Source organism: Sulfobacillus thermosulfidooxidans DSM 9293, assembly GCF_900176145.1.
Lineage (GTDB): Bacteria > Bacillota > Sulfobacillia > Sulfobacillales > Sulfobacillaceae > Sulfobacillus > Sulfobacillus thermosulfidooxidans.
Genome location: NZ_FWWY01000001.1, coordinates 3162923 through 3183593 on the forward strand (window position 1 = coordinate 3162923; position 20671 = coordinate 3183593).

Annotated in this window: 28 protein-coding genes; 2 read left to right on the plus strand and 26 right to left on the minus strand. The window is 54.7% G+C overall.

The genetic code is table 11. The features are described 5' to 3' along the window. Positions 1-15: 15 nt before the first annotated feature. From B8987_RS15670 to B8987_RS15770, 22 genes are all read right to left on the minus strand, one after another. On the minus strand, positions 16-2070 hold the full coding sequence (locus tag B8987_RS15670; RefSeq protein WP_020373506.1) for a type IA DNA topoisomerase: 2055 nt from the start codon (positions 2068-2070) through the stop codon (positions 16-18). 26 nt (positions 2071-2096) lie between these two features. Continuing rightward, complete coding sequence (locus tag B8987_RS15675; RefSeq protein WP_020373507.1) at positions 2097-2366, minus strand: hypothetical protein; 270 nt, start codon at positions 2364-2366, stop codon at positions 2097-2099. Between the two features lie 67 nt (positions 2367-2433). Beyond that, entirely contained in the window at positions 2434-2625 is a 192-nt protein-coding gene (locus tag B8987_RS15680; protein WP_020373508.1) for a hypothetical protein, read from the minus strand. A gap of 177 nt (positions 2626-2802) precedes the next feature. Beyond that, positions 2803-3444 (minus strand): hypothetical protein, encoded by a 642-nt coding sequence (locus tag B8987_RS15685; RefSeq protein WP_020373509.1) that lies wholly within the window; start codon positions 3442-3444, stop codon positions 2803-2805. Continuing rightward, on the minus strand, positions 3437-4213 hold the full coding sequence (locus B8987_RS15690) for a hypothetical protein (protein WP_020373510.1): 777 nt from the start codon (positions 4211-4213) through the stop codon (positions 3437-3439). The genes B8987_RS15685 and B8987_RS15690 overlap by 8 nt, the downstream gene beginning before the upstream one ends. Then, entirely contained in the window at positions 4197-4388 is a 192-nt protein-coding gene (locus tag B8987_RS15695) for a hypothetical protein (protein WP_020373511.1), read from the minus strand. Before B8987_RS15695 ends, B8987_RS15690 begins: the two co-directional genes overlap by 17 nt. A gap of 90 nt (positions 4389-4478) precedes the next feature. Beyond that, on the minus strand, positions 4479-5168 hold the full coding sequence (locus B8987_RS15700; RefSeq protein WP_020373513.1) for a sigma factor-like helix-turn-helix DNA-binding protein: 690 nt from the start codon (positions 5166-5168) through the stop codon (positions 4479-4481). Then, positions 5165-6838, minus strand: a complete 1674-nt coding sequence (locus B8987_RS15705) for a type IV secretory system conjugative DNA transfer family protein (RefSeq protein ID WP_020373514.1) — start codon at positions 6836-6838, stop codon at positions 5165-5167. Before B8987_RS15705 ends, B8987_RS15700 begins: the two co-directional genes overlap by 4 nt. Then, the gene (locus B8987_RS15710) at positions 6828-7346 is read right to left on the minus strand and encodes a hypothetical protein (RefSeq protein WP_020373515.1); all 519 of its coding nucleotides are present in this window, start codon (positions 7344-7346) and stop codon (positions 6828-6830) included. Before B8987_RS15710 ends, B8987_RS15705 begins: the two co-directional genes overlap by 11 nt. Positions 7347-7350: 4 nt before the next feature. After that, entirely contained in the window at positions 7351-7530 is a 180-nt protein-coding gene (locus tag B8987_RS15715) for a hypothetical protein (protein WP_020373516.1), read from the minus strand. Positions 7531-7532: 2 nt separating this feature from the next. After that, positions 7533-7802, minus strand: a complete 270-nt coding sequence (locus tag B8987_RS15720; protein WP_020373517.1) for a hypothetical protein — start codon at positions 7800-7802, stop codon at positions 7533-7535. Beyond that, the gene (locus B8987_RS15725; RefSeq protein ID WP_020373518.1) at positions 7783-8817 is read right to left on the minus strand and encodes a toprim domain-containing protein; all 1035 of its coding nucleotides are present in this window, start codon (positions 8815-8817) and stop codon (positions 7783-7785) included. Before B8987_RS15725 ends, B8987_RS15720 begins: the two co-directional genes overlap by 20 nt. Further along, on the minus strand, positions 8814-9263 hold the full coding sequence (locus B8987_RS15730; protein ID WP_020373519.1) for a hypothetical protein: 450 nt from the start codon (positions 9261-9263) through the stop codon (positions 8814-8816). The genes B8987_RS15725 and B8987_RS15730 overlap by 4 nt, the downstream gene beginning before the upstream one ends. 11 nt (positions 9264-9274) lie before the next feature. Continuing rightward, positions 9275-9712 carry a hypothetical protein gene (locus B8987_RS15735; RefSeq protein ID WP_020373520.1) on the minus strand — a complete coding sequence of 146 codons (438 nt, stop codon included), beginning with the start codon at positions 9710-9712 and terminating at the stop codon, positions 9275-9277. Between the two features lie 15 nt (positions 9713-9727). Then, positions 9728-10333 carry a hypothetical protein gene (locus tag B8987_RS15740; RefSeq protein ID WP_020373521.1) on the minus strand — a complete coding sequence of 202 codons (606 nt, stop codon included), beginning with the start codon at positions 10331-10333 and terminating at the stop codon, positions 9728-9730. Positions 10334-10669: 336 nt separating this feature from the next. Beyond that, positions 10670-13312: a MobF family relaxase gene (mobF, locus tag B8987_RS15745; protein WP_020373522.1), complete on the minus strand. Its 2643-nt coding sequence runs from the start codon at positions 13310-13312 to the stop codon at positions 10670-10672. A gap of 138 nt (positions 13313-13450) precedes the next feature. Then, positions 13451-13579 carry a hypothetical protein gene (locus tag B8987_RS20155; protein WP_020373523.1) on the minus strand — a complete coding sequence of 43 codons (129 nt, stop codon included), beginning with the start codon at positions 13577-13579 and terminating at the stop codon, positions 13451-13453. Beyond that, complete coding sequence (locus B8987_RS15750; protein WP_020373524.1) at positions 13576-13857, minus strand: ribbon-helix-helix protein, CopG family; 282 nt, start codon at positions 13855-13857, stop codon at positions 13576-13578. The genes B8987_RS20155 and B8987_RS15750 overlap by 4 nt, the downstream gene beginning before the upstream one ends. A gap of 289 nt (positions 13858-14146) precedes the next feature. After that, positions 14147-14461, minus strand: coding sequence for a hypothetical protein (locus B8987_RS15755; RefSeq protein WP_020373526.1), 315 nt, complete (start codon positions 14459-14461; stop codon positions 14147-14149). A gap of 76 nt (positions 14462-14537) precedes the next feature. Then, a complete protein-coding gene (locus B8987_RS15760; protein WP_020373527.1) occupies positions 14538-15497 on the minus strand; it encodes a ParM/StbA family protein in 960 nt (319 codons plus the stop codon). Beyond that, positions 15497-15679 (minus strand): hypothetical protein, encoded by a 183-nt coding sequence (locus B8987_RS15765; RefSeq protein ID WP_020373528.1) that lies wholly within the window; start codon positions 15677-15679, stop codon positions 15497-15499. The genes B8987_RS15760 and B8987_RS15765 overlap by 1 nt, the downstream gene beginning before the upstream one ends. Before the next feature lie 73 nt (positions 15680-15752). Further along, complete coding sequence (locus B8987_RS15770; RefSeq protein ID WP_020373529.1) at positions 15753-16040, minus strand: hypothetical protein; 288 nt, start codon at positions 16038-16040, stop codon at positions 15753-15755. Positions 16041-16344: 304 nt separating this feature from the next. Between B8987_RS15770 and B8987_RS15775 the strand changes: the two genes are divergently transcribed. Continuing rightward, positions 16345-16611 (plus strand): hypothetical protein, encoded by a 267-nt coding sequence (locus B8987_RS15775; protein WP_020373530.1) that lies wholly within the window; start codon positions 16345-16347, stop codon positions 16609-16611. Positions 16612-17000: 389 nt separating this feature from the next. On the opposite strand, the gene repC is transcribed toward B8987_RS15775, so the two are convergent. The 4 genes from repC to B8987_RS15800 form a co-directional block, all read right to left on the minus strand. Next, entirely contained in the window at positions 17001-17852 is an 852-nt protein-coding gene (repC, locus tag B8987_RS15780; RefSeq protein WP_020373531.1) for a replication protein C, IncQ-type, read from the minus strand. Next, positions 17852-18769 (minus strand): AAA family ATPase, encoded by a 918-nt coding sequence (locus tag B8987_RS15785; protein WP_020373532.1) that lies wholly within the window; start codon positions 18767-18769, stop codon positions 17852-17854. Before B8987_RS15785 ends, repC begins: the two co-directional genes overlap by 1 nt. 378 nt (positions 18770-19147) lie before the next feature. Then, positions 19148-19375, minus strand: a complete 228-nt coding sequence (locus tag B8987_RS15795; RefSeq protein ID WP_020373534.1) for a hypothetical protein — start codon at positions 19373-19375, stop codon at positions 19148-19150. Between the two features lie 99 nt (positions 19376-19474). Further along, positions 19475-19651, minus strand: coding sequence for a helix-turn-helix domain-containing protein (locus B8987_RS15800; protein WP_020373536.1), 177 nt, complete (start codon positions 19649-19651; stop codon positions 19475-19477). A 131-nt stretch (positions 19652-19782) separates the two neighbouring features. Here B8987_RS15800 and B8987_RS15805 point away from each other — a divergent pair, with 131 nt between their 5' ends. Continuing rightward, a complete protein-coding gene (locus tag B8987_RS15805) occupies positions 19783-20400 on the plus strand; it encodes a helix-turn-helix domain-containing protein (RefSeq protein WP_139793571.1) in 618 nt (205 codons plus the stop codon). Positions 20401-20671 lie beyond the last annotated feature (271 nt).

The following is a 20671-nucleotide window of genomic DNA, read 5'->3' on the forward strand; positions in this document are numbered from 1 at the left end:
AGCGGCACCGAGAGACTAGGCCCGGTGTTTTTTAGGCGACTCAAACACAAATTGTATCTTACCATCAACCAATCGGAGCTTGGCGCTAAAGGGCTTGCCCGTTTTGGACGTGAACCCTTTGAGTTCACTCGTCGTCTTGCCGACCAGCAAGGTTTTAACCTGACTTTCGGTTAGCGTTTTGCCCGCTACGGTCTTCCAGATCGTGAATGTACATCCCTCCCGCCACCGACTGCATCCCCATGCCTTCTTGCCTGCTACAATGCGGCCTTGGTGACAGACCGGACAGGCACCCAAATCCGTGCCAATGGCCTGGGCCGCGTGTATCTGGGCTGCCGTGACCAGTTCTTGCGTGTAAGCCCGAATCTTCGTCATGAACTCCACCACCGAGCCTGTACCAGCCGCTATCGTTTCCAGTTGGGCTTCCCATTGGCCCGTTAGCTCCGGGCTTTGAATGGCAGCCGGCAAGACTTGCAACAGTGCTTGCCCTTTGGCGGTGCTCACGAGGGCTTTTTTCTGCCGCTGCACGTAGCCCCGCGCCAAGAGGACTTCCACAATGCGAGCACGGGTGGCGGGCGTGCCGAGCCCGTGCTTTTCCATGAGACCGAGCAAGGTGGCATCATTCAGCCGCGGCGGGGCTTTGGTGGTCTTTTCCTGCACGTCAGCCCGATGCACCTCAACCGATTCACCGTCGTGCAGTCCGGCCGGAATCGGGCCACGTTCCTCGATCTCTTCCTGTTCTTCCCCTACTGCTTCTTGGCGGTTTACGTCTTTTAGTACGGCACGCCAGCCCTCGGTGATGATGACCGTGCCCTTCGTGATAAAGTGTTCCCCGCCCGCCTGCGTCCGTATAGTGATCCGTTCGTCTTCGCCGGTGGGCATCAGGGCTGCGATAAACCGCCGAATAATGAGGTCATAGAGGTGCTGCTCCGCATCGGACAGAGGCGGGATGGGACCACCATGAGCCGTGGGAATAATCGCGTAGTGTCCGGCCTCAGCGACTTTTTGGTCGTTAATGAGGCGGGTGGGCACGCGACACGCGGCCGTCCATGCCTGATACGTTTCGGGTAACGTGTGCAGACGGTCGGGAACCGTCTCGGCAATGGCGTGGGTGAGAACCCGGGCATCAGTCCGGGGGTAACTCGTCAGGCGCTTTTCATAGAGGGCTTGCGCCGCGTCCAAGGTTTGTTGCGCTGTCATGCCGAATCGTCTATGAGCTTCTTTTTGCAAATCATTGAGGGAGAACAGCAGGGGAGGATGAACAGTCACACGCTGGCGTTCGACCGAGAGAATGGTGCCCGGTGTGCCAGGTGGTACACGCTCCACAACTCGCTGCGCGTGCGTCTTATCGGTGACGCGGTCGGTGTCTTGATCTGTCCACAACCCGACATATTCCCCTTGCGGAGCCTGAAACGTGACGGCCACTTGCCAATAGGGTGTTGGCATAAAGGCCGCAATCTCCGCGTCGCGGGCGGCAATCAGGGCCAGTGTCGGCGTCTGCACGCGGCCCACGGATAAGGCGCCTTGGCCCGGAACGCCATGCCGCAAGGTAACGGCACGCGTCGCATTGAGTCCGACCAACCAATCCGCTTGCGCCCGCGCTTCGGCGGCCTGCGCTAAGGCATTAAAGGCGCTCAGCGGCTTCATTGCGGCCAGGGCGGACTGAATGGCCTGGGGCGTATTTTCGGACAGCCACAGGCGCTCTACGGGCTTGTGGAGGCCCGCTAAACGATAGATATAGCGAAAGATGAGTTCCCCTTCGCGGTCGGCGTCCGTGGCACAAATAATCCGGTCGGCTTTTTGCATGAGCCGATGAATCACCTTTAGCTGCGTTTGGCTTTTGGCGATGGGCACCAGCTGAAACCGCTCCGGGAGCATGGGCAATGTCGCCCAGGTCCAACGTGCCCACGCGGGATCGTAAACTTCGGGATCAGCTAACGTGACAAGATGGCCGAAGGCCCATGTGATGGTATAGTGGCCGACGATCAGATACCCATCGTGCTTTTCGGGATGGCCCAGCACGCCCGCAATGTCACGAGCGACACTCGGTTTTTCGGCAACGATGCAAATCATCTTGCAGTAGCCTCCTTGTTTGCTTTTTATCTGCGCATGAGATCAGCCAATTGGCTCACATGCACGATGTACCGATGCCGGCCGCTGGCACGACTAATGATTCCCACCATGAGCAACCGTTGAATGCCCCGCTGACAGGTCGGAACAGACCAATTACACGCGGCAGCGATTTCGACGGGCGTAATCTCCACCTCAATCGGCAGCTGCAGCTCCGCGTGTTCGGCCAAATATTTTTCAGCATTGCCGTTAACGCGCAACAACTCGCGGTGGTCAAATCGCGAGAAATGGTTCGGCACCGATAGGTTCTCTTCGCTAACTTTCGCAAATACGCACGTGTGATAGGCTTCATGCGTCACCTCATTATTAAGATGTGATGAGGCTCCCCACTAAAATACTCCACCCCACGGCAATAATCACGGCATGGGGCAACCAAGCATGAGGAGCTATCGCACACGCGACAACCCCTATGGTAAAGCCACTCATGATCGCCACGCCAAGAATAATTTTCTCTCCCTGCTGGATTTCTTCGGCCTTTTTCCATCGTATTTTCATCATGATCTAGTCGTCCTTTCGATGTATTTGAATCGGACTCAATGGAATTTTGTCCGATACAGCAAAACCCCGCAAAACCTTATGAATACAGGATTTGCGGGGTCACAACAAGCCAATGGGCGTCAAACCCCTCGGAGCAATCAGACATAATAGCCTCGTTTTGATGATTGACGCCGATCCCTATTGCAGGCTGGCGGTGGCGGTTATGGCGCCGGAATACGTGCCGGGGGGCGTATTGGCGGGAATGGTCAGGGTGGGCTGATCGGCAATAATGCTGGTCGTCCCGCTGCCGTCATCCAGCTCCATCGTGCCGCCGGTGTCCCAGTTTGTTGCCGTGCTGCTAACGCTCCCGTTCGTCTGACTCCCCAATCCCATCATGTAAGTGGATGTCCCACTTGTGGAATTGCCTGTCCATTCGGCGTTGTGTCCCCCAAAGGCCGTATCCACCGAAATATCACTTGGGGCGATGGTGTCGGCCGTATTGGCCGTATTGACGAGGCCGGCCGATGACCAGGCGAGCGTCCAAGCCGTGGGACCCGTGAGATTGGTCGCGGTGGCATGCTGCACCACGTAGTCCGACGCTGTGACCGTTTGGGTGCTGGAACTCGGATTGACGGCCGGAAAGGTCAGCCCCGACAAACTACTGTCGGTGGTGGGCGGCGTGCTGGTTTGCGAAATCACGCCAGAGCCATACGCGATGCTCAGCGTGAGGGTTGGAGAGTTCACGGTAGCCGTGAGCGGAATGCTGGCCGCTTGGGCGGCTTGGGCACCGGTCATCAGACCAGCTGCCAAAAGGGCGGGAATCAATGCAAATTTAGACATGGTGTCTCCCCCTTCGGATTTGTGGCATTTGAGGTTTCTGGGGTGTCTTGCGCCGCCTGGTCACCAGCCGACGCAAGAGGTCTAACGTGGCATAGAGGCCCGCAAAGGTCACCAACGCCGGCCCGGGCACCGAGAGGACATGGCGGGTGATCGTATGAGTCCCCGCCTGAATGGTCACGGTATCCCAACCGGGTGGGAGCACAGCGGGTAACGTCAAATGGAGGGCATACGTTTGCCCGGGCAAGATGGGCGCATTCAACGCGATGGCATGCTGCGGGTGTCCGTTGACAGCAAGATGGACGGTAGGCAACCACCAGCCTCGTCGGGCCGCCTTTAGCCGAACCGTGATCGGAGGGGGTGGGCCAAAACCCCACACAATCCACGGGGGCGCCTTGGCCCAGGTGCAAGTGCCTTGCGCCGGATCAGCCCCATTCGGAGCAAGCACCGGGGCCGCAATCGCTAATTGTGTCGCCAGGGGCGCCTGCCCATGACTGGGAGTGGGCACAAACCGGAGTTCAACGGACGCGAAACGTGGCGATTGCGTCTGCAACACCACCCTCTCGGTGGGATGCTGGGGACCGAGCTGGAACGTAGAGGGCACCACCCGATAGCCCACGTGCGCCACCGGCTGCCAACGGCCCTGGACAATCAGATCCCATTGGACGGTATACCGCACCGGTTGGGAAAACCCGTGCTCCGTGATGGCCAGCGGCACGGGTGCCTTGCCGGGCATAATGATAGCCGGAGTGAGGCTAATCGCGGGGATCATCGGGGTGCGCCTCCTTCCGAGCCACACGGCGATCAATATCGGCTAAAAGCAAATCCGCGATAAGGCCCAGCACGGCCAGGACCCAGAGAAGTCCGATAAGCCATGTCGGGAGGTGGATAGACGGCACACAACAGACCGTGGCCGTCTGACACACAGTGGCATGTATGGGAATCATTCTGATGGCTCCTTTCTTCCCTGCTGAAATAATTTATCGAGATCATTGATGGATGGGGATGCTTGCTCTTGGTCTTGGTCTGGGTCTGCCTTATCCAATGTCCCGGCCTCGTTCGACCGCCCGAATTTTGCGCAAAGCCCGTTGCAACGCATTATCGACGGATTTGACAGATAATCCCATGTCCGCGGCGATCGCCGCATAAGAGCGGCGATGCACCCAGCCGAGCCAAACCGTCCACTCACGCGGCGTCAACGCATCCGCCCATTGCATCCACCGTTCCTGCCAGGTTTCCTGCTCGACGAGCCATGCCACCGGATCCGTCGCGCGCGGGTCCGCCGCCCAGTCTTCCCACGTGGTCCGATCATCCGCATCCGGCGTGATCGGAGCCTGCAAGGACCAGGCTTGGGAGAGGACGAGATGTTTGTGCCGATGGACGGCTTTAAGACGGGAGGCCAATCGGCGGCGCACCGTCGTGCGCCAAAAACTGAACCAGGGGGCGCCCCGGCCGGGGCGAAAGGCTTGCACCGCAATCCACCACGCCATGGCCGCTTCTTGCATCCAATCCGTGTGGCTCATGCTGGCATCCCAGACCCGTCGGGCCTCGAACATCACGCCGTCCCGGTCGTGGTGCCACAACCACGTGGCACTGTCCGGATCGGTCCGGGCGCGTTCCACAACGGCATGAATCCGCCACCAAGTCATCGGAACCACCCGGGCCCGCCACCCTCGCACCCGGGGACAGGTGCGCCGCCGGATCACAGTGGCCTGTATGGGAATCATTGTGATGCCTCCTTTCTTCCCTGCTGAAATAATTTATCGAGATCATCGATGGATGGGGATGCTTGCCCTTGGTCTTGGTCTGGGTTTGCTGGCTTGTCCGGTTCCGCCGCCCCCAACACCCGCAAGGCGTGGGCCTTCAGATTCGCAGGCGGCGGGCGCAAAGTACAGCCCGCCTGCTGGAGAGCATCCCGCCAATCGGCTAGCGACAGCGCAATCAACGGATCATCAGGATGGGCGATCCGCGCCGCATGCTGCCACGCCGGATCAATCTGCTCGTAATAGGCGACGCTGCGGAGGATCACCGCATTATAGCCGCTCTTATGCGCCAGCACTTGATCCTTGCCGAGCCGCGAGACTTCATCCGGCAGGATCAAGCTGCGGCCTGACGCTGAGAGATTGTGGGAGGAACCGCTACCGCCTTGACCGCCGCTCGATGAGGTCCCAAACGACTGCGTGTACACCGTGGTTTGGCCGGCGCGGTCGGATACCCGCTTAGCGGATTCTGGCCCTAAGCCCGGAAAAGCGAGCCATAAATGCGCGGCATCCAATAAGGCGTCCGCATCCCCTTTGCCATAGAGATGCTCCAATTGCCCTACGGCTTGTAACCCCATGACCAGGGATACGCCTAAGCCCGGCAAAATCGTCGCGGCCTCCACCATCTCGGGCATCTGGCCGATGTTCGCGAATTCATCTAGCAATAGCCACAAGGGGCGTTGCAAATGATTTTCCGACGCTTGAATGCGGCGTAACACTAACAGCAGGGACGAGAGGGCGAGGCGAATGGGCGGGTACGCGGCCGGAGACGCGGCGATATAGATGATCCACGGCCGCCTGGCGTGACGCAAGAGCAGATCCCACTCCGGGGCGGGAATGGTTTCGTGGTAGCCCGCCGCCACTTGCAGAATCTCGCGGCGCATCAGCGGGGCCAGACGGGCTAACAGATCTGCGGACACATTGTTGGCTAAATTTCCTTCGGACTTGGCAATATTCGCAATCATGGCCCAAGACGCCGCCAGCCAGCCATTGTCGGCCAGCCGCTTCGCGACGGCCTGCTGAATGGCCCGATCCCGCAACAGATGCCCCACAATCGCCATGACATCCAGTAAACTCGGTCCGCGACTCGAGAATTCATCCGCATCGGGAGCCTGCGCAGCCGCGCCAATCGCCACTTGACAAATCGTTCGCGTCATGTTTTGCCAAAAGGGCTCTTTTTCGGGGGTCCGCGGCACCATCGCCAAAGACAGCGTTTCAATGTCCGCGTCGGTCAGCGCTTCCCGCCCGCCGCTAAAAAATAAGGGTTCAAACGCGGTACTTTGGGCGGGATTGGTGAAATCAATATTGAACACGTCGTAACCGTGTTGCTGAAAATACCACCACGTGGTGGCGAGGAATTCACTCTTCGGATCCATCACGATAATGTTCGGCGGGTACGGATTGGCGGGAGCCGCCAATAAATTCGGCATAAAGAAGCGGGCGCCTTTGCCGCTCCGGGGCGGACCCAGCACCAAGACATTGTGGCCCGTGGGCCAGGTGGGCATTCGCACGGGCCGCCAGCCCACGTCCGCAAACGCGAAAGCCCCACACAAGAGGGCCGTGGGCGGCTGCCGCAGCACTTCCGCCCATTCGGCGGGATTGCCCCACTCGGCGCTCCCGTGCGAATCAGCGGGCATGGGGCGGCCCCCCTTGGTTATCACGGGTATAAAGCGTGTTCAATGTTTCGGCCTCTTGTTGCCGGGGCCGTTGAGGCTTTGGGCGGCAATACGGCTTATACGGCTCTATCCGCACGGCCTCGCGAGCAAAGCGCCAGCGATCAGGAACAGACAGACCCAACGGACCGGCCGCCCAAAACAGCCCGAGCTGCTTGAGCCAGCCGCCCGCGCTGCACACCACACGACGCAAGGGCGGCCACCGGCGTGGGAAGACCACCCAAAAGGTCGCGGAGGCGATCAGCCCATACCAGCCCGCGGCTGGCATCGGGACAACAATATGCGCAATGAGGGCGGGCGGGAGTGCACTGAAGACCCAGAGCCAAAACCACGCAAAGCCGATCAGGACCAGCAGCACCCGATTCATCACCCACAGCCGCAGCCCCAGGCGATCATGGAGCCACTGCTTCTCAGTGGCCTCTTGTTCCGCGTTTAGCCAACTTAATACCTCATCAATCTCTTTGCGGTTCACGTTCTCATCCCCCTTTATCTTGTTGACTGTTAATCAGCTGACGCAAAATGTTAAAGGCGGCCAGTGTGGCAATGCGTGTGGCCTCTTCCAACGCCTCCCGCGCAATCTTCCGCGCAAGAAACCGATTTTGAATGCCGTAATCGCGGGCCGCATTCGCCAATTCCTGTTCCGTTGGCCACTGCATGACTAGGGCCTCGCCAACGTGCGGTCATGCGGGCCGCATGCCCGTAAGATAATGCCGTCCGGCATGGGCTTAAAGGTTACACGCCACGGTCCAGCCCGTAACTCCCAGAGGCCCGCATGCGTTTGCAGCGGGGCGGCCCGAGTGGGAATCCGTCGGCAAAAATGCAAATGAATCGCGCGGTCGATAGCAGCTTGCGCGACGGCAGGCAACCGTTGATACATCCGGTCAAACCGCTTGCTGCGAATGATCGGCTTATCGTTCACGATCAACATCTTTTGTCCTCCCTTCTGTTTGATGATGCTGCCAGCGATTCAGCACGTGCTGCCACAAATCCCGCATACGGTCGGGATCTGTTTGCCAGCACTCGTTCCAATCCTTGCCCTGAGGAGGTTTCAGGCGGCCTGTTGGTTTATCTTTTAGGCGCCCGGCTAATCGGTTGAACTGTCGTTCGCCTGCCCCATCCGCATCCTGAGCTCCCAGCACATGGGTAATGCGCTCAAAAGCTACCAGCGGAATATCGGCCGATCCGCCGCTGGCTAATAGCGTGATGAGGTGATCCCACTGATCGGGAAGCACGGAGGCGATAGATAAGGCATCAATCGGAGCTTCCACCACCACCCCGAGCGGGCCGGAGCCGAGAGACCACCACCCTTTATCGGTTTGCGTACCTGGCACCATCGGGCCATTTTGACCCCCAAACTTTGTGGGCGGCTCATCCCGCATCCAGCGCATGATCGCACCAGTCATATGGCCGTTAGCATCACGCATAGGGAATACCACATAGCCGCCATACCAATCGCCAAAGCCTGCGTACAAATCTCCGTGCCGCATCGCAAAATCAATCACCGAGGGGCTTATCCCTCGGTGATGGTGCAAATATTCGGTTACGTTGCGGCGTTCCACCAAATGATCGCGGATTCGAGGTGGCGGCTTGAACCGCTTCGCCTCATTGGTGGGTTGTGGTTCAGAAGGATTAAGGGCCGTAGCGGAAAGAGATTGGGATTGCAACCATGCGGTAGCTTCTCGAATATCGTGGACTACTCCGGCTGATAGCAAAAAATTGATCGCTCCGACCTTTTGCCCCGGCCAATCCGCCGACGGTCCGGTTTTCCACGAAAAGCCATCGGATTGACCGGGATTTTTGATAATGTTCACTTTACCCAAAGGTGTGCGATATTGCATATACCGTGCGCTTTTTTCTGTGATTTCCGCATCGGGCCATAATGCCTTGATCACGTCGCTCAGCGGCACGCGCCGCAATTCGGTGATGGTGTCCACGTTTGTCATCGCTCTCGCCCCTGCTGTTTTTGTTTTTTGACGGGGTACTCATACGGGTTTTCGCGATTGAAGAGATGCTCTTGCTTAAAACGCGCCCAATAGTCATCAAACGATTCCCCCGGTTTCCGCTCAAACCGCTGGAGCTGGTTGGCCTTAAAAAACGTGATTTCGTGCTGGGGCACCTCGTGAAAGTCCCATCCCCGCACGGAACCCGATTTGGCATCAAATCCCACGATTTCGTGGGAGGCTTCGTGATGCCATAGCCGCAGGCCGGGATCTTTTCCGAAAAGCAGCACCCATCCGGCATCGTAGAGCCGCCGTGAGGCTTGATCTATGAGGTGATCGATTGCCTCGCCCAAAGGACTTCGAGAGACCGAATAAACCCCGTGGTCAATCGCTTTGGGCGGACTGGAAAAGTAATCCACCCCCAAGGCAGCGTACAGTGCATCAAACATTGTTATCCCTCCTACCTGACCAATTCGCGCATCGGGGCAATGGGAATCACCGAAACCACCACGGCCTTGCCCTTGGGAGCTGATAGCAGTTGATAAATGGGATTCGTGTTGGGTACATATTCCAGGCTGCACGTGGTGGCCGTGTGCCCAATACCGCAGGGATCGGCCAACATGCGGGTATCGTGAGCAGGAATAAAGCGAATCATGGGGAGGCGGGCATTCGATTGCCACATGACGATCAGCGGTACCTTGGCTACAGATGTGCCTGGGCCAAAATTATACGAAATATCAGCGGGTTTTGCCGGCAACACAGGCGCGGCCACGGTCTTAGGCTGTGTGATCGCACGATGCCCAAACCACCCCGCCGTTCCGAGCCATGCGGCCCCCAGCGCGATAATGCCAATTAGCCCCGCCTTTTGCAGGCGGGGGCTAACTTTCACTTGATTCATAGGTTTATCCCTTCCTTATTGAGGATTGCTAAATGGAAAACCAAGCTGCGAATAAGCGTAGAGCTGTGGCCCACTGCCAATGTGGCCTGTGGGCGGTATCGTGAACACGAGCACATTGGTGAACATGGGCGTGGTGGTATAGTGCTCCCCAAAAATGTGTCGCACCGCCCAGGGACTCATGAATTCGTAATATCCACGTGATCCGAGGTTCATCACCTCAACATCTTTGTAGGGCACTTCCCCGAAAATCATGTGCCCGTTGGCATTCTCAAACAGGAAGCCCAAAGGCTGGTGCTGGTTCACGGTGGGCACAATCACCCCGGGATCGGCCCCCATGTCGAATGGATTCCAAATCCCCTGGGCATTTTGCACGGGCTGCCAAGGGGTGCCGCCGCCAAAGTTCGTGATGGCTTGCCGATCCACGAGCGGCAATTGCTTCCAAATGGTCGTGGGCACCGCTTGCACCGCGGCCGTCGGCGGCAGGCCACCCCACCACGGATTTTGATATGACAATTGTTCCTGGAGGGTTTGACCGGGCGGGAGACTCGCTGCCAACGCGCTACCACCAGCCAATAGTACCCCTATAGCACCCATCAAGAATCCTGCGGTACGCAATTTCACAAAAATCACTCCTCGTTGTCTTGATCAATAAAAACGCCCGCTTTTTCGAGCGGGCGTTATGACACAACGTTGCAGAAAAGAGACAAATCCTCCATTACATAAAGGAATAGCCAAAATTGAGCATACGCCCCCCCTTTCTTTGCTACCCGCGACTGCAACCGCACCGGCTGGCCGCCAAGGATTTACGCTACACCAAGATATTAAATCTTGCAGGCGGTAAACACAACATATATGACATGTTCACCTATCACATACAATATCTTGTATTACCCCTAGCACACCTAGTATCAAAAATTTCTAAAAATGGCTCGAATGGACTATCCACTGATGAACAGGTTAATGCTCGGGGTTCAGTTCATTGTTCAGCTTATCCAGAGCCAACGCTTTCTGATCGGATATTTGCAATCTTCGTGCCAAATCGCCTAACTCCGCGCCAGCAAACTCAGATATTGAGGCATAAGCGTGCATGTCCTCACGTTGGCGGCTAAACGAGACATACCCAATCCCCCGCTTGTCACGTGGAGAAATCCAGTAATACGCTCGATCCACCGTCTTACCCTGTCCTTTGTGAGCCGTGGAAGCATAAGCCAGTTCAAAAGTGCGGTATTTTTGCGGATTAAACGTCACGACTTTATCTGCGTTGACAAGACGCACCCGCAACCGGCCCCGATCATCCATGCCAATCACTTCCCCGATATTCCCGTTAATCACGCCAATCTGCTTATCGCCCTTCCGAAAGCGAATCTGATCGCCTTGATACAGCTCTTTCACACCCCGTTTATTGCGATAATGCGCCAGCACCAAGGGACCTAAAACCCCCTCATCCCGTAACCGTTGTTGTGCTGTTCGCGCCAACATGGCCGTATGCTTGTTGGTGGCTGTGATCATCAGCTGCGATCCGCCGTGCTGCACGCGATCCATCCACCATTGATCGATAATCGCCCGGGCCGTGGCCGCTTCATCCGCGTGCCACGAGAGCTGTCCGTGCCGCGCATACTCTTCGAGCGCTTGAGCCGCTTTTCCTTCGGATACCGCGATCCCCGCCTCCCGCTGCCAATCTTGCTTTTGGCGAAAAACCTGTGTGAGCTGGGCGTCCGCTCCCACCGTTTGGGTCATCTGCCGGGCAGCCGCAAAGCCCCCGCCTGCGCCTATACTTTGGATTTGCTTTTCATCGCCGGTAAAAATAATCTTTGTCCCCGCTTGGGCAGCATGAGCGACCAAGCGGGCCATCTGATCCGTGTCGACCATTGCCGCCTCATCGATCACAAGCACCGTGCGAGAATCAAGCAAGGGAGATTCAGCAGGGGAGCGAAGCGGGGCTTGTAACCATCGGGCTTTCTCCCCTGCTGATAATTCATCCCACTCTGGTACATTTTCGCCATCTGGCGTTTGCTCCCGATATGCGTCATAGGCCATTCTTCCCAAGGCTTCGCCTTTTTCCTTGGGGCCGCCTAACTGATACAATATCTTGGCGACGCTCACACTCTCGATTCCCGCTTCCTGCTGCATATTCTCGGCGGCCTCGTTGGCTATCGCCGCCCCCATCACGCGATACCCCGATGATTCGTAAGCCATCCGCACCGCTTGCAGAATCGTGGTTTTACCGGTCCCCGCTGCGCCGCGCAATGTGGCAACGTTTGACGCGCCCGTTAACGCGGCTATCGCCGCTCGTTGCTCGCCGCTCAGGGTAAAGCCGTGCTTTTGCTCGGTCTCGGCTATAGCTAGCGCGACGTGATCCGCGTCCGCGGCTCCATCTTTCGCCTGCGCCATCTGGGTGATGTGGGCCATCATTTGGCGCTCCCGCTGGAGGTGTTCGGCCGTTGTCCACGCGCCGTCAGCCGCCAACCGGACAATGCCGTGGGCATTCGGATCGCTCACAATAGCTTCGGCCATCTGCAACACCTGATCCGCGCCCAATTTGCCATAAGCCGCCTGCCCCAGAGATAGGATGAGATCTTGGGTCTGAAAGGTAGCCTCCTTGCGAGTCAACTTTTCACGCAAGCGCGGCCATTCATTCCATAACTGCCGTGCAGCCTTTTCCGGCCGCGTGGGATGATGATTCATCAGATCATAATTGTGATCAGCATCCCATCCGTGGGTTTGCGCCTCGTACTGCCAGCGCTGGAATAATTCATCCCGATTTATGCGCCCTTTGTCCGGCCGGTCCTTGCGCCATGCCTTTTCCGCCGCCTTGGATTGGCCCGTCGCCCCGTGTTGCTCCATCTGCTGATGCCGCTTACTCCATTCTTCCTGCAAAGCCTTGGGCACGCCCTCAATCCGAAAGGTGTCCCCCCGCCCCCGCCCGCGGACCACGTGAAAGCCTAACTCCGCCAATTGACGTGCGAATTCTGATTGGTATAACATGCCCGCAACCAATCGCTGCTCATAGAGCGGGTGAGACTCAATGGTGCCCCACGTGCCGTCGTCGCGTTGGGCCATGTTCGCTACGAGCACATGGGAATGCAAGTGAGGATCACCGGCGCGGCTGGTCGCGTGCTCGTATTCGGCCGCTATCAGCTCAACCCGCTCTTTGCGGGTGCCGCCTTTCCCGCGCCGCGTGAAACCCGCATTGTGCGATAAATATTCAAAGGCTTTGGCAACCGCTTGTTTGTGGGCCTCTTCTAGGGCCTGCCGCAATTCCGCATCGGCCGTCGCCCAAACTACAGAAACACTTTTCGGTGCTGAGAATGTGAGATCCCAGCCCGCTGCATGCGGCTTTTGCTTTTGCGCTTGGCCTAGGGGTTTTCCGTGCCACTGGCCCGCGAGAAGATCTTGCAACTCACCAGCCTTCACAATATCGCCAGCTTGCCGCCCCAGTGCCTTTGCTCTCGCCCCGATCCATTGCCCGGGCGGTTCACCGCTGTCCGCAAAATACCGGACCGCGCCGGTGGCGGGATCAATCTCGCGATCCCGCTTCGTTTGACCTTCAAAATATTTGGCAGCGGCGCCGCCATTTTTGATTTTGGATATGGTTAACATGTGCCTATCCCCTTCCTGTGTTTGCGATGACTGTCACCAGAAACGGATTTTCCGGATCTGGTAGATCTAGCAACAAGTAAGACGATCAAGATAAAATCCCAGATCACCACAACCGCTAAGCCAACTGCGACCCCACCATCAGCGAATCACCGCCTGAATCCACGCGGCCGGGGCACCGTTCTCCGCCAGCACATGCAATGCCCAGATATCCACCAAGCGTCCCACGAGTAATGTGATCGCTAGCCGGACTGCTAACGCTCTGATCATGGTTGCACCACCTTTCTCACGACGGCGGCGGCATCCTCCGGCGAGCGGCCCGCGGCCACCAGCACGGTTTGCGCCACCTGATCGCTCACCTTATGCGTCAACTTCTGGATGGCCTCATTGAGGAGGGATTGAATCATCTCATGGAGGCCTTCCCGATCTAATCCACTAACCAGGAGCGCACGCATAGCATCGGATCGTGTGAGCTTGCGCTCCTCGGCATATCGATCAATGCGATCCGCGAGCAAGCGCGGGAGTCGCAAAGTTACCTGCTCATCCATTTTTTTCCTCCCTTCTGTATATCCCAAAAGAATCGGATCTTTGTGTCACTTGACTTTCATTATTCGCCGCCAAGCCACAAATCCCTCATAACGTCCAGAAAAATTTGCAGTGCAAAACCTACGGATTCGAGACAAAAATAAGCGGATCTGTAATGCGATATGTGATGCAGGGCAAGCCTTGCGGCGCAAGGATTGTCGCATCCTGCTGCAATGCCTTTTTTTGCACCAAAGGTGCATAGTGTGCGCGGTAATGCGGGGACTTGCCCCGCGTTACCATTTATTGGGGCCGTTAGGCCATGCTGTCTTTGGGGCCGCCTTCGCCCCCAAAGGCTGCCAAAATCGCGGCGGCGTTGGCCTTCTCTTGCTCTTGCTGAGCAGCGGGAGTTCGGGACGGCTTAGAGAAATCAGCAGGGGAGGCAGGGCGGTGATTCTGTAATAGGCTCTCAATGGCCTCCAACTTCTGGAGCACCTCTTGCCCGCCGCCTGGCAGCAGATACCACCGGAGGGCTTGGCGAATGAAGGCAGATCGGCAGCGGGGGGGCACGGCTTTCAAAGCGGTTTCTAAATCTTTGTCGGCTTTTCCTGTATGAAACTGAAATAGCATATACCGCACCCCTTTCAACCCTTTAGACCCACAGCCTTTCATACATAATGCTTTTTGCAGGCCATAGCCTTTTGCATTATGTATGCAAACTCGCGTGTAACGCCGCGAGAAAACCTTGTGCATTGGCCCATTGCGGCTCATCAGGGATTACTACAGTCATCGGGGCAACCCGTTCCCTGAAATGATTGCCCACGGGCTCGGCCCCCCCACCACAGACCACAATGCCGGCTAAGCGATCAAAAGCCCGCCCCAGCCGGGCCTTAATGGACTCAGCCAACTGCCCAGCTAACCGCGCTTGCGCTGTTTGGCGTGTGGGCACCAGATCCATACGCTGTCCGCCTATTATCAGTTCCGCACGGCCCTCAATTTCGGATTCTTCCACGTCAATTCCCTCCGCGCCGCGCAAATGCTGAGCAATGGCAACAGCTACATCGTGCATCCCAATTTCTAGGCTCCCGGCCAAATCTGGCCGGGGCTGGATGCTCCCACTGGGTAGCCGATTTACGACCAAATAATCTGTCGTACGATAACCAACATCCGTAATCAGCCATTGTTCATCGGCGGGCATGGGCATCTTGGCAAAAATCGGGATGGCAGCGGCGGCCCCTTGAGGCAGCACCAGCACACTTTCAAACCAGAGCCGGTGTGTTGTGCCATTGGGCAGCGTAACAGTGCCACCAAAGCCTTCTAAAGCCCGCTGGAACTTTTCACGGCCCGGGCCGTACCAACTTAGGGGAAGCCCGGTGGCCAAATGGACTGGGCCGGACGCACCATGGTCGGCGGCTGCCACCAAAAGCATCGCGAGGGTTTCCGGATCCGAGGCTTTGTCGCGGCTCCACCGGGGGACCGCGTACAACCGAGCGGCATTGCCGACCAGATAATCGGTGTCGTTAATACGGGTAATGGGTAGCCGGTCGTTGCTTCCTAGCTCCACCATAGCGGGAGCGGGAGCAATGAGGGACGGGAACATGGTGCGATTGGTATCCGATAGCGTTTTGGTGTATCCGTGGCCAACGTCGATAGCGATATAGGACATTATTTTTCACTCCCTTCGCAATACTGCAGGACGACGGTCCGGACGAACGCGCTAACCGAAACGTGCTCGCGTTCGGCGGTTTGCCGAACCAAATCCTCCTCGGGCGCAGTTAAATACAGCGCAAACCGGAACACCCGCTTTTTGCCGGCTTTGCGGCCTTGTCTTTCTGTTTTGTCGTCCATAACGACCTCCTCGAACAATGAAAAACAAAAGCCGTCAAAAGACGGCTTTTAACTAACACAGTTCGCGAATCAGTTACCATCCCCGAGCTTCCCGATGTGCGAGTTTGCGCAATTCGCTCCGAAACCCTTTGGGGATGGGTTGCCTGCGTCGCCTTTTCTCGCGAACCAAACGTCGGTTGACAGCGCGTGCATAATTCGCGGTCAAGCCGGCCATCGCTGCCAAATTGTGCGGCGATATGCCGAGGAGCAGGCCCAAACCTTCTATTCCATCCGCGCCGTCTGACGACCACGCTTTTTGGATGAGACGCACTTGTTCTAAATAATTCAAGCGTCGGAAAGAGACTAATGACGAAGTTTTCATGATACTCCCCCCTTACTTTGCTACCCGCGACTGCAACCCCAATGAGGGAGGGGCTGGCCGCCAGGGATTTATTTTTTAATTTGTGACTTTGTCAAGTTCGATTTTCAATGTTCTAACCTGATTATAAAACGCTACAAAATCATTTCGCAAGATAGCTTTTGTTTGCATATAATATCGTTTAATATCACGTAGCGCATACAATCACACCTAGCACACAGAGTTTGCAAAAATGGCTCAAAAGGACGATATTAGGAGAAAGAGATACAGAAAAATGAAACATTGAAGAAGAGAGGGGGCAAAAAATATGACTGTCGGAGCAACAGGCAAACTAACGGGCAAATATTTAGGCAATCAAAAAGTCGCATGGACCTTCGAAGGCAGTGCTGGAAGCCATACCGTCGAAATAACATTAAATCCTCGGCCGTGGTCTAATGAATGGTGTTGGATTACAGCAGCTGACCAGATCTTAATGCAAGCTATTCAACAAAACTTTCCTAACGATATCAGTAATATTCCAACATCTATTAACGAAAGCCAGTTTCCAAACGCCGTAACCATAACATGCTCATAAAATGTTAAAACAGCAGGGAGACATATATTGGGATTTTTTAGGTCGAAGCGGCATTGGAAGGATAATCAAATCAAAACACGCCAGCCTGGCGAGGCGACACGACGGGATCAATTATTGGGCCAATGCCGATTATTAAACAAAAGATGAACAAACTATCAGCAGGGAAGGAAAAAATTTTTTCTTCCCCTGCTGTGTTGGTAAATTGAAAGCCACAGACCGCTTTTAAGACGGTCTGTGGCTTTCATGGAGATTCTTGGATATTCTTGGACGGGAATCTGAGACGGCCCTAGAACCCTCGACGCATCTGGATTTCGGAGTTTTAGCAGGGGAAAGAAAACGTGAAGGATCGGGAAAGAAAACGTGAAGGATCGGGAATGAAAACGTGAACTTTACTGCGAAATTTTAGCTTTCGGACGGCGTATTTCAAACTTCCCGCGTGCGTATTCATGCACTGCCCATCCGACGGCGACGAGTTCAGTCAACGCCCTGCGGACGGTCTGCCGCCGCTTTTTGATGGCCTCTGAGGAGTCATCGTCTCGCCGTGGCCTTACGTACTCGCAAAGCGTGTCGATCTCCGTCTTTCCCTGCTTGCCCGGATCAATCCATGCGCAGAGCCTCTGATGAATCAACCTCGCGGGGTCAGTATGAAGTGACCGAACCTCATCCATTTCGATCCGAACAAATTGCCGATTTTTTCCCCCGATAATCGCTTGGGCTATCAATGGATTGAGGGCAACGAACAATCGCCCCTCCTGTTCGTCACTTGCGTAGTCTGACAGGAGTCGGAATCCTTGCCGGTTGGAGCCGTTTTTGACGATTATGGATATTTTCCAAAGTCTCTCGATGCATTCCCGAATTGGTCGAGTGTCTCTGGGATTCGCGTAACCAATTTCTTTGGCAAGAGTGTAGTAACTGCTTTTAACGACGATGGCATCTTGTTCTATGGCATCCCATTTTGGTTCGAGAGATAAGCGAAGTTGTTTACCGGATTCTGTTTTGGGTTCGGGATGCAGTAGTACGCCATTTGGACCTCCAAGGGCCACCAGACCTTGTAAAACGCGCAAATCGTCTGCTCCCAACGGTTCAGGTCCACTAAACTCAATTAGTCGTTCGTCCCCAAACTTATAGATAACGTCAAGCTTAGCTTTCTTGCGTTCCCCTCGCCTCAGACTGCGAAAGAGTCCGGGGGCTAAACAATGTACTGGATCGTGTCGTGCGTGTGTCAACCTATAAGACTTCATCAAATTTCACCCCGTTTCGTCCCCTTTCTATGCACCACTTTTAAGGCAGGGGTCAAGTTAGCTCTCACCAGCACACCACCTGGCCCCCTCTCCAACACCAAATCAGGAAGTGGTTCGGCTCCGTTGATTTTTGCGTTGTGAGCTACCAGATATTTCCATGCGTCGTTTGACGGCACGTTGTAACGCGCTGCATCGTCATCCGAAAATTTCCTCAAGGTGATATGCCACCTGGCTTGATCAATGATCGCACTGGCTCCTCTTGCGCTCTGTTGACTATGCTGCCCGTTGAGCACCGCAGATTTTCCGGTGTGGTGCAATAGAATGATGGCTGCACCGAGTTCTGAAGCAAACCTACCAAAAAATGTAAGCAACTGTTCCATTTCATTATTGGAATTTTCTTCTAGTGCGTGGAACTTGTTGAGGGGATCAAAAATCAGCAAGCGAGGATGCAAATTGAGTTCCAACAAAATACGGTTTTTGATCGATTGTACTGCGTCGGAGTTTGGTGAAAGCAGGAAAGAATCCGAATCAAGTTTATGGGATACCATAAACCGCGGGGGGTTGTCTTTTACGCAAAACGAGTAAGTGTGGTGGTGCGATAGCGTTGACGAACAATTAGATAATTGATGTAAGTGGTACACTCTGTTGTGCATATCCTGTGGATCGTCGTCGCCATAAAGGTAAACAACATCCCCAGGGCCGCCCACGGGCCAAACGCCAAACAGTTCCTTACCAGAGTTTACAGCTTGGGCAATTGATAAGCAGAACATACTTTTCCCCGTGCCGCCCGGTGCGCTGATTATGCCAACGTTTCCTGGTTTCAATCCCTTGATTACCCAATCGATTGGTGGTGGTGAAGTTTTTGCAAAATAATCCCAATCATCGTGAGGAGGTAGCGTCCATTTTTCCTTTTCCATTGGCTACCTCACCCCCTTCTGTATCTGTTGACATGCACGAAACCAATCTCCGCAAGCGATTGCAAGCTCTTTGAGGTTTTGGTTCCGATAAGCGGAATCAACATTGTTTTGGGCATATTCCAACTTTTGGGCGAGGTTTGGATAGCAAATTTTGGTTGTGGATATCAATCCGCGAGGCCACGGCTGGCATTTTGTTCCAATACTCAGAAGGGTAAGATGGAGCATTTCATCTGCAATTTGAGGGTTCCAGGGAACTTCTTGAGGTTGCTTTAGCAGCTGCAATGCGGGTATCATGTTAATGCCTCCTTGTCTTTTGACGGAATGGGGGTAGAGCTGGAGCCCAGCGGTTGGGGACACAACCGCTGGGGGTTTGACACGTTAATACAACCACTCAAAATTTTCGATAAATTCATCTACCCACTGATTCCACAGCCAATCTTGCTCTTCCTCGGTGGGTTCTAGGTCATCGGGATCTTCGGTCCACGTGAGCAAATCGTGCGGAGCGACATCTCCTCGTCCAAAAATTTTCAGGTTTTCGGGTAAATTTGCGTAAAATTCATCTTTTCTTATCACATCAAAGAAAAATTCTTCTGAATCGCGATCCAAAATTAGGCAAACATCCATCTGTGGTGATACGTTTGCCCGGTCATCGATAAAAAATTTCTCCCATATTTTTCCACGGTTTGATCAACCAAAGCTTTCAAATCAATGTTCATTGGTAATTCCCCCCACCAGTTGATCAATGAAATCCGAAGGAATACGATGCAAGTCGCCAATGCGGATTGTAGGGATTTCCCCCCGTCGTATGAGTTTGTAAATAAAGTTGCGACTTACCTTCAAAATCTTTGAAACTTCTTCAGGAGTATAAAATTGTTTGGCCATGTATTATCCTCCTTTACTATACATCATTTGTATGTATTTATATTACCACGTAACTTCAGGTGTGCAAGTACTTTTTTCAACATCACTTCTATTTTTCTTTTGTGTGTATAGATTCGTGATAAGATAATGCTGTGAAAGTTACAGAGATAGAAAGGAGAGTGCTGCCAATGTCAGACCTCAAAAATAGGCTTTGGGGCTATAAATTGCGCCAAGCCCGAAAAAACGCAGGAATATCTGCCCCAGATCTTGCACGAAAGGTCTATATACCCAGTAGTTCTCTATGGTCCATTGAAAACGGTCATCGGCGGCCCCCCAAAAACATTGGTCAGGAGCTTAGAAAGTTTGTCGGAGAAACACCGAGTGAGCAGGAACACGTGTATTGGGATTTATTTTACCTGTACCGATCACCCATGAAAGATCTCGCACTAAAGATCGTCAATACTTTTTGGGAAAAGCCAGAATGCAAAAAATTTTGGTCAGAAAAACCGGGGATAGACAGCGCCATTAAAGCTGCATGGTGGTTGTGGGATGAAGCCAATGATGGAGAAATTGTTGATTGGCTGATTTATATCACACACGGCATTCGGATTGATTTTCCTTCGATTAAACAATTACACGAATATAACGATTTGTTGCTAGCGGAAGAAAATGAAGGAGATAAGATAGTGGGAGTGTTGTCCGGTCTGAGTCGTACGGAGAATGAGGTTTCGGTTTTCTTAACACCCGAGCAGCTATTGAATCAACCATAGTCTATCCCCAAGCCGAAAACCCCAGTCTTGCCACACGACGTGTCATCCGATAGAATAAAAAGGGCTTGAGATTTGACCATCAAACCGTCCGAGTGGGATACACTCGGACGGGACCGGTTCAGCTTGACGAATCGGGGGCTTTGGATTTTCAGGCTTTCGGGCCGCGAACCTTTAGAGCCTGAAGACCCCACAGGTTAAACCGTTACGAGAAATAGCGTCGTCCTATGGTGATATGTCTTCTTTGTCGGTTTGAGCACAGCGCGCAAAATCT

What these genes read in the sequence shown, in the direction of transcription:
- B8987_RS15670 (WP_020373506.1), bottom strand. Translation starts at nt 2,070, where the DNA reads ATGATTTGCATCGTTGCCGAAAAACCGAGTGTCGCTCGTGACATTGCG.
- B8987_RS15680 (WP_020373508.1), bottom strand. Translation starts at nt 2,625, where the DNA reads ATGATGAAAATACGATGGAAAAAGGCCGAAGAAATCCAGCAGGGAGAG.
- B8987_RS15685 (WP_020373509.1), bottom strand. Translation starts at nt 3,444, where the DNA reads ATGTCTAAATTTGCATTGATTCCCGCCCTTTTGGCAGCTGGTCTGATG.
- B8987_RS15690 (WP_020373510.1), bottom strand. Translation starts at nt 4,213, where the DNA reads ATGATCCCCGCGATTAGCCTCACTCCGGCTATCATTATGCCCGGCAAG.
- B8987_RS15695 (WP_020373511.1), bottom strand. Translation starts at nt 4,388, where the DNA reads ATGATTCCCATACATGCCACTGTGTGTCAGACGGCCACGGTCTGTTGT.
- B8987_RS15700 (WP_020373513.1), bottom strand. Translation starts at nt 5,168, where the DNA reads ATGATTCCCATACAGGCCACTGTGATCCGGCGGCGCACCTGTCCCCGG.
- B8987_RS15705 (WP_020373514.1), bottom strand. Translation starts at nt 6,838, where the DNA reads ATGCCCGCTGATTCGCACGGGAGCGCCGAGTGGGGCAATCCCGCCGAA.
- B8987_RS15715 (WP_020373516.1), bottom strand. Translation starts at nt 7,530, where the DNA reads ATGCAGTGGCCAACGGAACAGGAATTGGCGAATGCGGCCCGCGATTAC.
- B8987_RS15720 (WP_020373517.1), bottom strand. Translation starts at nt 7,802, where the DNA reads ATGTTGATCGTGAACGATAAGCCGATCATTCGCAGCAAGCGGTTTGAC.
- B8987_RS15725 (WP_020373518.1), bottom strand. Translation starts at nt 8,817, where the DNA reads ATGACAAACGTGGACACCATCACCGAATTGCGGCGCGTGCCGCTGAGC.
- B8987_RS15730 (WP_020373519.1), bottom strand. Translation starts at nt 9,263, where the DNA reads ATGTTTGATGCACTGTACGCTGCCTTGGGGGTGGATTACTTTTCCAGT.
- B8987_RS15735 (WP_020373520.1), bottom strand. Translation starts at nt 9,712, where the DNA reads ATGAATCAAGTGAAAGTTAGCCCCCGCCTGCAAAAGGCGGGGCTAATT.
- mobF (WP_020373522.1), bottom strand. Translation starts at nt 13,312, where the DNA reads ATGTTAACCATATCCAAAATCAAAAATGGCGGCGCCGCTGCCAAATAT.
- B8987_RS20155 (WP_020373523.1), bottom strand. Translation starts at nt 13,579, where the DNA reads ATGATCAGAGCGTTAGCAGTCCGGCTAGCGATCACATTACTCGTGGGA.
- B8987_RS15750 (WP_020373524.1), bottom strand. Translation starts at nt 13,857, where the DNA reads ATGGATGAGCAGGTAACTTTGCGACTCCCGCGCTTGCTCGCGGATCGC.
- B8987_RS15755 (WP_020373526.1), bottom strand. Translation starts at nt 14,461, where the DNA reads ATGCTATTTCAGTTTCATACAGGAAAAGCCGACAAAGATTTAGAAACC.
- B8987_RS15760 (WP_020373527.1), bottom strand. Translation starts at nt 15,497, where the DNA reads ATGTCCTATATCGCTATCGACGTTGGCCACGGATACACCAAAACGCTA.
- B8987_RS15765 (WP_020373528.1), bottom strand. Translation starts at nt 15,679, where the DNA reads ATGGACGACAAAACAGAAAGACAAGGCCGCAAAGCCGGCAAAAAGCGG.
- B8987_RS15770 (WP_020373529.1), bottom strand. Translation starts at nt 16,040, where the DNA reads ATGAAAACTTCGTCATTAGTCTCTTTCCGACGCTTGAATTATTTAGAA.
- B8987_RS15775 (WP_020373530.1), top strand. Translation starts at nt 16,345, where the DNA reads ATGACTGTCGGAGCAACAGGCAAACTAACGGGCAAATATTTAGGCAAT.
- repC (WP_020373531.1), bottom strand. Translation starts at nt 17,852, where the DNA reads ATGAAGTCTTATAGGTTGACACACGCACGACACGATCCAGTACATTGT.
- B8987_RS15785 (WP_020373532.1), bottom strand. Translation starts at nt 18,769, where the DNA reads ATGGAAAAGGAAAAATGGACGCTACCTCCTCACGATGATTGGGATTAT.
- B8987_RS15800 (WP_020373536.1), bottom strand. Translation starts at nt 19,651, where the DNA reads ATGGCCAAACAATTTTATACTCCTGAAGAAGTTTCAAAGATTTTGAAG.